Annotated in this window: 8 protein-coding genes and 1 pseudogene; 7 read left to right on the top strand and 2 right to left on the bottom strand. The window is 49.7% G+C overall.

All coding sequences use genetic code 11. From position 1 onward, the window contains the following. The first annotated feature begins 714 nt into the window (after window positions 1-714). The 4 genes and pseudogenes from AC2215_RS14250 to AC2215_RS14235 all read left to right on the top strand — a co-directional run bounded on the left by AC2215_RS14250 (window position 715) and on the right by AC2215_RS14235 (window position 7,380). Window positions 715-3,762 (top strand): ExeM/NucH family extracellular endonuclease, encoded by a 3,048-nt coding sequence (locus AC2215_RS14250; RefSeq protein WP_486810675.1) that lies wholly within the window; start codon window positions 715-717, stop codon window positions 3,760-3,762. A gap of 1,840 nt (window positions 3,763-5,602) precedes the next feature. Next, window positions 5,603-5,749 (top strand): annotated as a pseudogene (locus AC2215_RS14245) (hypothetical protein); the annotation flags it as partial. Between the two features lie 81 nt (window positions 5,750-5,830). After that, window positions 5,831-6,031, top strand: a complete 201-nt coding sequence (locus AC2215_RS14240; protein ID WP_486810674.1) for a hypothetical protein — start codon at window positions 5,831-5,833, stop codon at window positions 6,029-6,031. Between the two features lie 1,031 nt (window positions 6,032-7,062). Next, window positions 7,063-7,380, top strand: coding sequence for a hypothetical protein (locus AC2215_RS14235; RefSeq protein ID WP_486810673.1), 318 nt, complete (start codon window positions 7,063-7,065; stop codon window positions 7,378-7,380). 174 nt (window positions 7,381-7,554) lie between these two features. Here the strand turns inward: AC2215_RS14235 and AC2215_RS14230 are convergent, their stop codons facing one another. Then, window positions 7,555-8,301, bottom strand: a complete 747-nt coding sequence (locus AC2215_RS14230; RefSeq protein WP_486810672.1) for a ComF family protein — start codon at window positions 8,299-8,301, stop codon at window positions 7,555-7,557. A gap of 591 nt (window positions 8,302-8,892) precedes the next feature. Here AC2215_RS14230 and AC2215_RS14225 point away from each other — a divergent pair. Then, on the top strand, window positions 8,893-11,262 hold the full coding sequence (locus AC2215_RS14225) for a putative PEP-binding protein (RefSeq protein ID WP_486810671.1): 2,370 nt from the start codon (window positions 8,893-8,895) through the stop codon (window positions 11,260-11,262). On the opposite strand, the gene AC2215_RS14220 is transcribed toward AC2215_RS14225, so the two are convergent. Beyond that, on the bottom strand, window positions 11,226-11,675 hold the full coding sequence (locus tag AC2215_RS14220; protein ID WP_486810676.1) for a (2Fe-2S) ferredoxin domain-containing protein: 450 nt from the start codon (window positions 11,673-11,675) through the stop codon (window positions 11,226-11,228). The genes AC2215_RS14225 and AC2215_RS14220 overlap by 37 nt on opposite strands. Before the next feature lie 654 nt (window positions 11,676-12,329). Here AC2215_RS14220 and groES point away from each other — a divergent pair. Both groES and groL read left to right on the top strand, forming a co-directional pair. Continuing rightward, window positions 12,330-12,641 (top strand): co-chaperone GroES, encoded by a 312-nt coding sequence (groES, locus tag AC2215_RS14215; protein WP_486810670.1) that lies wholly within the window; start codon window positions 12,330-12,332, stop codon window positions 12,639-12,641. 124 nt (window positions 12,642-12,765) lie between these two features. Then, window positions 12,766-14,400, top strand: a complete 1,635-nt coding sequence (gene groL, locus AC2215_RS14210; RefSeq protein ID WP_486810669.1) for a chaperonin GroEL — start codon at window positions 12,766-12,768, stop codon at window positions 14,398-14,400. Window positions 14,401-14,451: the final 51 nt, after the last annotated feature.

The raw sequence follows: 14,451 nt of genomic DNA, 5'->3' as shown, positions 1-14,451 counted from the left end.
ATTTTTTGATTTAATTTTATTTTTAAATTATTGAATATAAATCCTCAAATTAAAATCTGTATCGATCTAATAATAAAATACAAATTGGATAAAAAAAAACGAATTAAAAATTTCGCTGTTTTCTAAAGTAAAAAATTAATATAAACATAATCTAGACTTAACCAAAACACTGTTTTTTTTATGAAAAATATTCAAAGGGAAGTCTTAAAAAACTCGATTATCTCTAAGAGAGTAGTTAAGACCTTGACTTGCCAGCTTTTCCCTCGACACCCATTCATGTTTAATTTTGACTGAAGCCCCGACACCGACGATCGAGTTAGAAAAGAGATAAGCATTCAGGTATCAGCCGTTAGTCATCAGAGAAGAACTCTGATGCAGCTTATAACTGTAACCTGGATAATTCACCAAACGCTAAACCCCCAATCTCTCTCGAACCTCAAAAACAGACTGTTGTTCGGGTAACTTGCCAGCTTGCTTTTTGGGCAAGGCTTTGAGGGATTGTCGTCGAACCTCATGAATAATGCAGGTTAACCTGTTCCAATCTAAAACTCCAGAAGTTTTTGCTTTACCGAAGAGTCTACAGCCGTTGGCGCGCGCGACTCCTTTGGAGTATCGCCGAGCGCTGACCGCACGCATGCTTACAAAAAGAGATAAAAACCCACTCGCAAAATTCACCTTAGATCTCGATCGCCAAAGTCGCAACTAGGAGAAAAAATGATGAATCCGATCGCATCTCAAAATTTCAACAGTCTAGCAGATGGTAATGCCTTGACCTCCGATCGGCTTGCCAGTGGCGCACCATTAACCAACCTCGGTTCTTTGAATACGGACAGTAGCAACGGACTGACCTTTTCTACCTTTTGGTTCGATACCCGTGGAGAAGGAGCAGGTCCGACGACATCTGGTGAAAGTAGCGATTCGATCGGGGTGAATTCCTTTTCTGGAGGCAATGCCCCTGATGTTGCCGCCGATGGCACATCCGTATCTTCGGGAGTCGAACACAACTTTGAATTCAACGACGGCGATGGTCGATTGGATTTAGTCTTTGAACCGGTGGATGTCACTGGCGAAATCGATCGCATTCTCAGCTTCGACTATTGGATTGCCGATACGAGTTATGAAAGCGATGATGCATTTTTCTTCACTCTCAGCGATGGTACCAATTCCCAAACCTTCCTCAATTTCGGCGAAACGGAACTCGAAACCAAGGCCTCTGCCGACGACGGAAGTGCGAATTGGAATAGCGTCACCGTCGATTTAGACGACCTCATCGATAACCAAGGTTTCGGCGAAACCCTTACCCTCACCGTTAGCGTCGATACGAATGCCACCGCCGAGAATATTTTCGTCGATAATATCCTGTTTGCGGGCGATGCCGATGGCGGCGGCGATGACGGTGGTGGCGGCGAGATCGCCAAAATTCACGAGATTCAAGGAACCACCGATACTTCCAATACGGGAACCTATACCATCGAAGCCATTGTCACGGAAGTATTTCCGGGACTGAGTGGGTTCTACGTTCAAGAAGAAGATGCCGATACTGACGCGAACCCCCTCACCTCTGAGGGGTTGTTCGTTTTCTCCTCCGAGAGTGTCAATGTCGGCGACAAAGTAGAGATTGCCGGGAACGTCGTCGAACAGTTCGGGCAAACCCAGATGAATCCCACCTCCGTTACCGTGGTGGGAACCGATGCCCTACCGACGGCAACCACGGTTAGCTTCCCCATTGCCGATGTGGCAGATTTGGAACAGTACGAGGGGATGTTGGTGGATGTGCAAGCGGCATCTGGCGACTTAACGGTGACGGAACATTTTAATTTCGATCGCTTCGGGGAAATTCTCCTCTCCTCTGGCGGACGCTTGGAACAGTTCACCCAAAATAATACCCCCAGCGTCTCCGGCTTTGCGGCACATTTAGAAGATATTGCAGGGCGCAGCATCCTCATCGACGACGGACGCAACGGGCAAAACAACTTCCCCATCCCCAACGCCCGAGGCGGCAACAACCTCACCCCCACCAATACCCTGCGCGGCGGCGATACCGTTTCTTCGGTTACGGGTATTCTCGGCTTCGGCTTCGGGAACTATCGCGTCCAACCCACCGAACCCATCAATTACCAAGCCACCAATCCCCGTCCCACAGATGCCCCCGATGTGGGCGGCAACGTTAAAATTGCCAGTTTCAACCTCCTCAACTACTTCAACGGCGACGGCATGGGTAGCGGCTTCCCCACGGCGCGGGGGGCGGAAACATTTAGCGATTTCCAGCGGCAAACCGAGAAATTGGTGACGGCGTTGGATAAACTCGATGCGGATATTATTGCAGTTCAGGAAGTCGAAAACGACTACGGCGATGGTGAAAATAGCGCCATCCAAGACTTGCTGGATGCGCTGAACGCCGAAACCAGTCGCAACTATACCTATGTCGATCCCGGTGTTGCCCAGTTGGGTTCAGATGCGATCGCCGTGGGGATTATCTACGATGCCGATGTGGTGCAGGAGTCGGGAACGGCGGCATTTTTAAATACTCCCGACACGTTCGACGGCATCAACACCAACCGCACTCCTCTCGCCCAAAGCTTTGAAGTCATCGACGGGGCGAATGGCGACTTCGGAGAAGAGTTTACCGTGGCAGTCAACCACTTCAAATCCAAAGGCGGTACGGGAACCGGGGCAAATGCCGATGCGGGCGACGGTCAGGGAAATTGGAACCAGCGTCGGGTAGATGGGGCGAATGCCGTTACCGCCTGGCTGGCCGCAGACCCCACCGGCAGCAGCGATGATGATGTTTTAATTGTGGGAGATTTGAATGCCTACACCCAAGAAGATCCGATCGCCGCGATCGAAAATGCTGGATATACCAACATTGTCACTGGGGACTACTCCTTCGTGTTTAGCGGTCAGTGGGGTTCCCTCGACCACGCTTTAGCCAACGGCAGCCTCGCATCCCAAGTCACGGGTGGCGCGAAATGGCATATCAACGCCGACGAACCCGATGCCCTCAACTACAGCACCGAATTTAACGACCCCAGCCTCTTCAACCCCAACGACGAGTTCCGCAACTCCGACCACGATCCGTTGGTGTTGGGGTTGGATTTATCTTCTGGTGTCAGTTGCGATCCGACCTCTGGTAACGACGATTTGACCGGATGTGCGACTCCCGGTGACGACCTGGTACGCGCCCTCGCTGGAGATGATACGGTTCGCGGGGGGGAAGGAAACGACACCCTACGGGGAAATCGCGGAAACGACAGCCTCGACGGGGGTGCGGGAGATGACACCCTGGGCGGTGGTGTGGGTGATGACACGGTAACGGGGGGTTCGGGCATCGATCGCGTCTTGGGTTGGCGTGGAAACGACTCGCTGATGGGTGGTTCCGATAGCGACACGGTACGCGGTGGCGACGGCGACGATACCCTCATCGGCGTTGATGATACCCTGGGAACTCCCGGTATTGGAGAACGGGATATCCTCATTGGAGATGCGGGCGCGGATTTATTCGTCCTTGGCGATGAAGATGGTGCGTTCTACGACGATGGGGCGACAGTGGTTTCGGAAGGTTGGGTCGGTCGTGCTGTCGTGCGCGATTTTGATGTTACCACCGATACGATTCAACTATTTGCTGGAGGTAGCTACGAGTTGCGCGAACGGAACGGCAACACCCAAATTTGGGAAGTCAGCGATCCGGTTCGGGAACTGATTGCGATCGTCCGAGATGCGATCGATCTGGATTTGAACGGGTCTCCGTTTACGTTTGTATAACCACACGAGTACAGTGCAGTAGAAATAACTGACCGGTCTTCAATCCCTAAAAGCCATGCGTACTAAAAATTTTGAATTTAGATCGCGGTTTTCGCAAATATAGACCCTAGTGCTGCTATGCAGAATTAAAAATGCATACTATATATAGCTTTCAGCAGTTTAGAGCTAGGTAATTATTTCTGCCGTGCTGCACTAGTGCAAGGAAGCTTCAATACCTGCCCTCGGTAGACACGACCGAGGGCTTCCTAAAATTGCGTTCTAACAATATTGAATATAACGATATAGCGTTTCTCGAATGGATGAGGTCCGGAAGATCCCCCGCGCATCCACGGCAGTCGTTCTACTTGGGGAAACCCCTCTGGCGACGCTGCCTCCCTTTCATAAGGGGGAGTTGAGATTCACGATCGAGCCTCACTGATTTGAGAACCGCTATATTTACGATCGGCGAATTCATGTGAATTTCGATCGCATTTTTTTGAATTCTATTAAATCTTAAAATGTGAAGATTTTGTAGAAATAAAATATATTTTTGTTTCCGAGATTGTAAGTTAACCTAGATAATTCACAAAGCGCTAAAATTCCAATCGAGATCGAACCCAAAAATCACCCCGTTTGGGTACTATCAAATTTTTGTCTCAAAATCTATACTTTCAATCAACCAACGATTGCATTTTTCGCTTGAACTGTCGTTATCCTGATATGAGTGACAGTCCAATATCTTAGGCAAATGGCTTCCACTAATAGCGTTTAAGGCTAAGATAGCTGAGATTAAGAGAAGATTCAAAAATATGATGGCTAAATTAAAAATGAAACGAGTCTGGAAAGACTTTATAACTTATTTGCCTCCTATTTATGGGAAGCTTTTGCTGATTAACTTTCCCAATGTTCTCGTTATTCTTCTCTATCTTTTAGTCAAAATAATTCTCCTATTACTATGGCCTCGCCTGATTGTATTAACTCCGATTTTTAATTTTGTTTTTAGTTTTCTCTACTATTGGCTTCTGCTTCCATATTTACAAGGAGTGTTAGTTTTATACATATATAATTATTTGCAGCGAGGCAATCGATCGAGTTTAAATATTTTTAAACTTGCCCTTGACAAGAGATGGGAATTAAGATCGCTGAATATGTTTTGCAATTTTCAATCATTTTTTTATTTTATGCTGTTCCCAATTAGCTTGGGATTGGCTTTTTTTACGATATATATGATTGCTAAATTTTTAGGAATTTATATTTTTTGGAGTGGATATTTTATGCGAAATTTAATGTTTTTTTTAATTCCAGCCTGTGGCTATATAATAATTTACTATTATATGGTCTTTGTTTTTACATCTATTTTAGTTTTAACAGAAAACAAAAGTGTAAAAGACAGCTTTAAAATGTCAGACAGATTAACAAAAAATAATAAAAACAGAATTGTTTTAGGTTCTTTTATTATAGTAATTTTATCTTTATTTTTAACGCTAATTGCATCAATGATTTCTGGATGGGCTAGATTAATTGTCGTTTATTTATCTTATCCTTTATTCTGGGTCTATTCGACGATCGTCTACAAGCATTTAAAATTGCAAACGACCAAGCGATCGTCTAAAACAATAATCTAAGCTATTTTGCTGATGGAGAGCGAGTTTCATCTCTGACCACTTCTAGAAGTTACGCCCAAGGCGGTCAAATCGTTCTCGCGTTACCTGCCGAGGTCATTTCCGGTAGCGGCGAGATTGTTGGTGGCGATACTAGCGAAATTGTTCAAGGTCGTTCTGTTAACGATACCGTAAATGGTGGTAATAGTGACGCTCGCCTTGATGGTGGCTTCAGCAAAGATTAAGTTTATGGCAGCACCGGTAACGACCTGGCTAAGGGTGGTCGCAATGACGACTACCTCAATGGTGGTGACGGTGACGACTGCCTATTCGGACAAGGGGGAAATGATATCTTAACCGCTGGCAAAGGAGACGATAAACTCTGGGGTGAAGCGGGCTACGACTGACTCAATGGCCGTGCTGGTAATGATGTTATCTGAGGTTGGACTAGTGACGATACACTCCTTGGTGGCAAAGGAGCTGACACATTGGTTCTCGAAAACTTGCGCGGAACCAATACGATCGCTGACTTTACTGTCGGTGAAGATGCGATCGACCTGCGGGGTCTAGTGCTTGCAGACTTGTCGATCGAATCCGACGGAATCAATACCTCGATCGCCTTTGGGGATTCTACCCTACCCGTTCTCGAAGGTGTCACCGAACCTCTGACGAAAGCATCTTTCGTATAATCGAGGATTACCTGAGTTCACGAGTCAATCTGCATTCATGAATTCAATCCCCTCAAATTAACATCACTCGAACACCTCAGTTTCTTCGGGAAATCGGGGTGTTCGCGCGATCGACCGATTGTTAAGTGGTTTCGAGACGGCTCGGGTAAATTAACAGGAATGCTCGCAAATGTTTGCTTTTAAGAGACCCCAGACAAAACTTTTTCGATCGCATTTTTGAGGCAATGCTATTCGTAATTAACTCAAAATCATTAGACTGTCTTATTTTTGTCAATGAGTAAAATTACTGATTTTTTTTGCCTGTGACATACTGGGTCGCTAACGGGCGATCGCGTGTTTTCCTCAAATGGCTTCTGGTTTTCAGGGTGAATTTAGACAAAATTCGATCGCCTAACTGAATAAAATTCTCTCGACTCAACCGATTACAATGCTGTCGACCGAGGGTAAGGTTGCGATCTTGATAAAAAATAAATTCAATGTATTCTACAAAACAAACTGGTTAAACAGATAGGTTTATACTACCTACCCAACAGGACTAAACTCAATCAAACTCAGAGATAAAAATCTAGATTTTTTCTCGATATTAAACTGAGTTTGAGACGTTTGCATAACATCAATTTGAGATCGTGCCGAAGTTGTTGCGAGTTCAGAAATAAACTCGATCCAGAGAATCAAGACTCTCTGAAAAAATACGGAAGTATTCTTCTTTAACTCACCCAGTCAAACTCCTATCGGTCAATACAGATCGGTTTTCACGGGTTTTGAATCACAGTCAAGATGGGGGCAAACATCCCCATACTCCGTAAAAACACACAAATTAAGATCGCGAAAGCAACTTCGTCGCGAGAATTTTTCCAAAAAATCAGCCATTGTGCGGATGACAAGTGGATGGTGCCGAGTTCTAAATTAAGAAGAATCAACGAGCGTCAAACTTTAAAGGTTATCTAGCTTAAAAATTTTGCTGTCTCGATATGCAACTGGGTGATTAAGCAGTAGAGTTTGACGTAATTTTGGGTACGTAGAGGTTTGCTATGAATCATTCAACCCTGGGAAAATCACCTCGCGCTCGGGTTATTTCTCAGTCGCTTAATTATCATCTCAATGTTCGCGGGATATCAGCTCAGGTTGTGATTTGGGAACATTGCTGTTATGTGATTTTGATTGCTCAACAGGTTTCTAACCCGATCGACGCTGTCAGTTGGGTACGACAGAAGTTACCGGAGTTTCAACTCTCATCGGTCAATCGCTGCAAAATCTACGGTCGTCGGCTCGGTCGCAAGCTCCCACTTTGGTGCCATGAATTTACGACAGATATGAATGTTAGTGAAGATGAGTGCGTTGCCTGCTAGACATCTGGAGTTACCAGAGAAAAGGGGTTTGGGATTGGGGAAAGATGTTACGAATCGAGAAGTTGGGTCTCAAAACCGATCGGTGTTTTGGATTTCTACTAGAGGTCTGCTAGATGGAGACCTTCTCTGGCGTTCGGTTCCGTTCGTGAAATTCGCCACAGCCATATCGCTCCACTAATCTCGATCCACCCTGGAATTGCGACCCTTTGAGGTGGCGATCGCGACCAGTCCAACAACGCGAATCCCCCGACTCTCAAGTACCGTAACCGCAGATCGTGCGGTTGCTCCGGTGGTATAAATATCGTCGAGTAATAATACTGCTTTGGGGAGACAGCGTTTGGGGAGACGGTGAAACGGCGCCCCCAATGCAAAAGCATCGCTGACTTCACGCACTCGAGCATCTGGAGATAAACCGAACAGCGCTTCCGTTTGCCGCACCCGTTCCAAACCCCGACTCTGCAGCGGTAACCCCGTCACCTGACAAAAAGAGCGGGCAATCAGTTCGGCTTGATCGAAACCGCGCTGTCGGCGTTTGTGAGGATGCATGGGAATCGGCACCACGGCCAGTTTTGTCGAACGGGCGATCGCCGCTTCGTTCCATGCTTGCCCCAGCCACTGCCCCAATGGTTGCGACAACTGGGGGTTATTTTCGTATTTGAGGGCGGCAATCGCTCTTTTGAGAGACTCCCCGTAGTGTCCCCAAACAAAAACAGGCATCTTCCCCCGCCAGTGTTGGCGAGGATTTGCGAATCGACAGCGCTGGAGTTGTCGCTGACAGTAGGCACAAGTCACGGCCTCAGCGGCGCGATCGCACAAGGGACAATTGGGTTTGAGAAATAAATTCAGAATGTGGCGATACACCATACAGCGATAGTCAGTGGAGTTGCGGATATCACGATCGAGGGCAGCACGGGAAAACACACTCCCCTTTCCCCTTTATGGCACGACAAAATCGCTCTGTGGTACTTTCGCGCTCGATCGAAGCATCAGAGTTCTGACAAACAGTACACAAGCCTAACCTGGCTCGTTCACCAAACGCGCTCGCTCCCAATCTCGAGCTAACCTCAAAACACAGTCTGTTTTTTGGGTAAATTGCTCGCTTGCTTGGTACGGGCAAGGCTTTGAGGGATTTTCATCGAACTTGATGAATCATGCAGCCTAAGCGGTGACGAAAGGTCTACAGCGCACCATTCGGGAGATTGCTTTATCGAAAATTCACACACAGCGGCAATTAAGGCAAATTACGTAAAAGTTGTGTAAACTCCGTGGAATTCCCTCGATCGCCTCAGTGAAATCCCATACAATGCAGACAAGCGCAATCGAGGAGACCACTCCAAAAAAGCGCGATAAAAGCAAAACTTTCAACTTGCTATAAATTCTAATATTGAATTGATTATCTTGGGGTTAGCTCACCTTTCTCAATCATTGGGAAAGGTGATTTTTGTATCCAAAACCTTGCTCTCGACCCCATAATATCGATAATAGAGTTTACAGCCAACGTGCCAAGACGCAGTGGATAACCTACTCTGGCTCGGTCAGATTCACCCCTCAGATCGCTCTGAGGTTGGGGATAAAGCATTTTACTTGAATGAGGTGGCTCGCAGGGGATATCCGACTGCACCGGGATTTATTGTCTCGGCTGAGACATTATCAACATGGTTGCAGGGTGGTGATTGGCAAGAACCGTTACTCGTCGATTTGCTTGATACGTCCCGATACCTGAACATCGACGATGCCGATGAACTCCAAGCGATCGCCCAAAAAATTCGCCATGAAATTTTCATGGCCAAACTCCCTTCGCCATGGACGAGGGCCCTACAATCTGCCGTAGAATCTTGGGATGCCACGACCCTGATTTTTCGACCCTCCCTCTCGATTTCGACGGATTCTGCCCGTGCGGGATATTCCCGACGAAATCACCCCAACCTATCCCAATTGCTCGAATCCCATCTGAGTGGGAATCAACCCGACGAGCTAACCCAAGCCCTCAAACAGACCTGGGCAGAATTATTTCGAGCCCGCAGTCTATTTTGCCTTCAGCGTTACGGTATTTCCCTTAAACAGGTGTGCCTCGCAGTTTTAGTGCAACCCATTGAGGGGGCGATCGCCTCGGGGTATCTGCACGCTGGTCCGATCGATTTTGAGATTCGAGCGACTGTCGGTGCGAGTATGGCGATCGCCTGCGGTGATGTCATTCCAGATTTCTATCGAGTCGATCGAACCACTCGACAAGTGCAACACCGACAACTCGGGCGTAAGGTTTGTACCTACCAAGCCACTGAAATCGGTTGGAAAACCGCTCTTCTCGACCAAGAGCGGCAACAGCAGTATGCCCTACCCGAATCAGATCTCGACACCCTGATCGAACTCGCCCAAAAATTGGCAGGGGATTTGGCTCCCAATTTTCAGCTGAAATGGACGCTCCTTCCTCTCGAAGAAACGGAGTGCGAATCGGCATCGGAACGCTCGTCATCACTGTTACTGACTCAGGTTTCTCCTCGAGAACCCCCTCCTGGGGGTCTTGACCCAAATCTCGAGGGTTTGCAGCTATCCCCATCAACCGCAGAGCGCACTTCGATTCAAGGCATTGCCGTCTCTGGCGGTGTCGTCATCGCTCGTGCTGTCGCGGTCGATCGTGCGGAGGGCTTTCCGGAAAATATTCCCCCCGGTCAAATTTTAGTCGCGTCTGCTATTTCCGCCGATTGGTTGCCCCAAATCCAACAAGCAGCGGGTTTCGTGACGGAACGGGGAGGCACTACCAGCCACGGCGCAATTCTAGCCCGAGAATTGGGGATTCCGGCCGTGGTGGGAGTTGCTAATGCCATCGAACTCTTGCCCACGGGGGAATGGATTCAAATTGATGGCGATCGCGGAGAGGTTCGTCGGATGCCCGAAGCCGCAAATCTCGAGGATCCCCAGAGGGAAGATCGAACGCCCCCAATCCCCTCCAGACCGAAAATTCCCTCGGAAGATATCCCCATTGCCACTCAACTGTGGGTGAATCTCTCCCAGCCGAGCCTCATTGATGAGGTTGCCAAGTTCCCGGTGGATGGCGTGGGTTTGATTCGAGGGGAACGGATCGCGATCGAGGGGCTGGAAAATCCCAACGAACAAAATATCGAGCGGTGGCAGGATAAAACGCAGCAAACTGAAATCGTCGAGCGACTCGTCGAATGCCTCAGCGACTTTGCTCGCAGCTTTGCCCCGCGCCCGATCTACTATCGCGCGTTCAATGTTTGCGACAATCGCCAAACCAATCCAGTCCTGGGCATTCAGGGCACGTTTCGCATCCAGCTCGAGCCGAGTCTTTTCGATTTAGAACTGAGCGCGCTCGCCCGAGTCCGCAAAGCCGGTTACACCAATCTCCACGTCATGCTGCCCTTTGTCCGCACCGTGGAAGAGTTTCAGTTTTGTCGCCAGCGCGCCGAACGGTCTGGACTCTTGCAAGATACGTCTTTCGAGCTTTGGATCATGGCAGAAGTGCCCTCCGTGGTGTTCTTGCTGCCGGATTTCGTCCGTGCCGGAGTGGGAGGAATTGCCATCGGCAGTAACGATCTCACTCAGCTCATCCTGGGGGCCGATCGCGACAGTTCCCAAATGACCCAAGTCTTTGAAGCCCGTCACCCGGCGGTTCTGGCAGCCATACGGCAACTGATCGAAACCGCCAGGGCCTTGAACATTCCCTGTTCCATTTGCGGTGACGCGCCGGTGCAATATCCCGAATCGATCGATTCCCTGGTCGAGTGGGGGATTACGGCAATTTCCGTGCCTCCGAAGGCCGTGGAGTCCACCTACTCGGCGATCGCCCGCGCCGAACGCCGTTTACTGCTCGAAGCCGCGCGTCGTCAGCTTGCCGATGAAGAGCGATCGGGTAAGGGGTGAGTCGCAAAGGCATATTCTTCTACGATGCGATCGCCGAGCAGGTGTTCTTGGACGATCCGCTCGATGACCGTTGGAGTCACACTGTGATACCACACCCCATCGGGATAGACGACCAAAATCGGACCCTGGAAACAAACCCGCAAACAGTCAGCTTTGGTGCGGAACACGCAGGGCGTTTCATCTTCTGTCGGGCGATCGAGTCCCAATTCTTTCAAGCGCTTTTTCAGGTAATCCCACGCTTCCAAACTGACTTCGGGCGAACAGCATTTGGGCTTTGTTGGGTCGGTACACAATAGGAGATGTCGATCGAGGCAGTTAATCCCCAGTTGTTGGACGCAAGATGCGAGGGGTTTCTCGATTTGAGTTCGATCGACCTCTGGATTCTCTGCCGTTTCTGAAAGCTGAGGTGACATCGCAGGTTCCTCAGCTTCTACTTCAACCCCAGGCTGGGGGGCACAATTTTTACTCATCTTCGGGATCGCAAAATTTCACCATACCCCAAATTTAGCTCCTACCCCTTGGATTTCTGGAAGAGAGTGATGGGGAGGAGAGGACGCGGTGACGCGGAGAGAGGGTAACCGGGACAATTCATCTCCCTTGTCTGGTGAAAAGGGCGTTAGCGAAGCCATGCCGAAGGCTATAGCATTTGGATTTATTAGATGTCGTTTCATTCATACTCGATCGCCCAAATGCTTTGCCCCTACAACCCCTGTCCCCTTGTCCCCTTGCCTCCAACAGCTCCCCCAAGCCCCTAAATCCGTAACGGTTCGGAAACCCGTACAGGGGAGCGAGTTGCCTTTGTCAAAGGGACTCCGCTAAATTAGCACTCAGGAGTTGAGAGTGCTAATTCGATGGATTTGCGCGAGTATCCAAAGCAGGTGTCGATCGAGTTTGGACTTGCATATCGAACCGAGCCGCAGATAGCGAGCGAGACGCGATCGAAGTTTGTGCTGGTGCGGTTTGATGTCGATTCGCGATGCCGAGCGACAAACAAAACCATCGACGTTTTCACTCACTTAACTCTTTAGTCGAGTATCAGTTTACCCTGTAGTCTGGAGTATTTATATATGGCAGCCGTATCTCTGAGTGTTTCCACTGTTCAGCCCTTGGCCGATCGCGTATTTGTCAAAGTGAGTGCCTCGGAGGAGAAAACAGCCGGTGGGATTCTTCTCCCCGATGCCGCCAAGGAGAAGCCCCAAGTGGGAGAAATCGTTCAAGTCGGTCCTGGCAAGCGCAGCGATGACGGCTCTCGTCAGGAACTCGATGTCAAAGTTGGCGATAAAGTTCTCTATTCCAAGTACGCCGGTACGGACATCAAACTCGGCAGCGAGGAATACGTTCTGCTTTCGGAAAAAGACATCCTCGCCATTGTTAGCTAACGAGTGATGATTGCCCGTTTGCGGCAGGCGATCGACCGTCAGACTTACATGAACGGTGGCGCGATCGTCAATTCACCTCATCTTTGATTACCCAACCCTCCAAATCCACAAACACGTAAAGACTATGGCAAAGCGTATTATCTACAACGAGAATGCTCGTCGCGCCCTGGAAAAGGGAATGGATATTCTGGCGGAATCCGTTGCCGTCACCCTCGGCCCCAAAGGTCGGAACGTGGTGCTCGAGAAGAAGTTCGGCGCCCCTCAGATCGTCAATGACGGGATTACCATCGCCAAGGAAATCGAACTCGAAGATCGCGTGGAAGACACCGGCGTCTCTTTGATTCGCCAAGCCGCTTCTAAAACCAACGACACTGCCGGAGACGGAACCACCACCGCCACCGTTTTAGCCCACGCCATGGTCAAAGAAGGTCTGCGCAACGTCGCGGCTGGTGCGAATGCCATCTCCCTCAAGCGCGGTATCGACAAAGCCACGGGATTCTTGGTCGACAAAATTGCCGAACACGCCCGTCAGGTCGAAGATTCCAAAGCGATCGCCCAAGTGGGTGCGATTTCCGCCGGAAACGACGATGAAGTCGGTCAAATGATTGCCGATGCCATGGATAAAGTGGGCAAAGAGGGCGTGATTTCCCTCGAAGAAGGCAAATCCATGACCACCGAACTGGAAATCACCGAAGGGATGCGCTTCGATAAGGGCTACATCTCTCCCTACTTCGCCACCGATACCGAGCGGATGGAAGCGGTTCTCGAAGAGCCTTACATCCTGATTACCGATAAGAAAATCAGCTTGGTGCAGGACTTAGTTCCCGTTCTCGAACAAGTCGCCCGTTCCGGCAAGCCCCTGTTGATTATCTCTGAAGATATCGAGAAAGAAGCCCTGGCAACCCTGGTGGTGAACCGCCTGCGGGGCGTGCTCAACGTGGCCGCTGTCAAAGCCCCTGGATTTGGCGATCGCCGCAAAGCCATGCTCGAAGATATCGCCGTCCTCACCGGCGGTCAGCTGATTACCGAAGATGCCGGTCTGAAGCTGGATACGGCCAAGCTGGAAATGATGGGTTCCGCTCGTCGCATCACCATCACCAAAGACAACACCACCATCGTTGCTGAAGGTAACGAAGCGGGCGTGAAGGCTCGTTGCGAGCAAATCCGCCGTCAAATGGACGAAAGCGATTCTTCCTACGACAAAGAGAAGCTGCAAGAGCGTTTGGCGAAACTCGCCGGTGGTGTGGCTGTGGTCAAAGTCGGTGCGGCCACCGAAACGGAAATGAAGGACCGCAAGCTGCGCCTCGAAGATGCCATCAACGCCACCAAAGCCGCAGTGGAAGAAGGTATCGTTCCCGGTGGCGGTACGACCTTGGCGCACTTGTCCCCCGGACTCGAAGAGTGGGCCAACGGCAACCTCACCGGTGAAGAACTGACCGGTGCGTTGATTGTCGCTCGCGCCCTGTCTGCTCCCCTGAAGCGCATCGCCGAGAACGCCGGACAGAACGGTGCGGTGATTGCCGAACGGGTGAAGGAGAAAGAGTTCAACGTTGGCTACAACGCTGCTACCAACGAGTTCGTCGATCTGTTCGATGCCGGTATCGTCGATCCGGCGAAGGTGACTCGTTCCGGACTGCAAAATGCCGCTTCGATCGCCGGAATGGTGCTCACCACCGAGTGCATCGTCGTCGATAAGCCCGAACCGAAGGATGGCGCTCCTGCTGCTGGCGGCGGCATGGGCGGTGACTTCGACTACTAAGTTTAAGTTGCGCGACGCTTAGTTGCGCTGAGAAGTTGAGAGGGAGATAGT

This window comes from Zarconia sp., assembly GCF_057467645.1.
This window is presented reverse-complemented; position numbering and strand designations above follow the sequence as displayed.

Coding starts and splice junctions, on each gene's coding strand:
- groES (WP_486810670.1), top strand. CDS start 12,330: ATGGCAGCCGTATCTCTGAGTGTTTCCACTGTTCAGCCCTTGGCCGAT.
- groL (WP_486810669.1), top strand. CDS start 12,766: ATGGCAAAGCGTATTATCTACAACGAGAATGCTCGTCGCGCCCTGGAA.
- AC2215_RS14235 (WP_486810673.1), top strand. CDS start 7,063: ATGAATCATTCAACCCTGGGAAAATCACCTCGCGCTCGGGTTATTTCT.
- AC2215_RS14220 (WP_486810676.1), bottom strand. CDS start 11,675: ATGTCACCTCAGCTTTCAGAAACGGCAGAGAATCCAGAGGTCGATCGA.
- AC2215_RS14250 (WP_486810675.1), top strand. CDS start 715: ATGATGAATCCGATCGCATCTCAAAATTTCAACAGTCTAGCAGATGGT.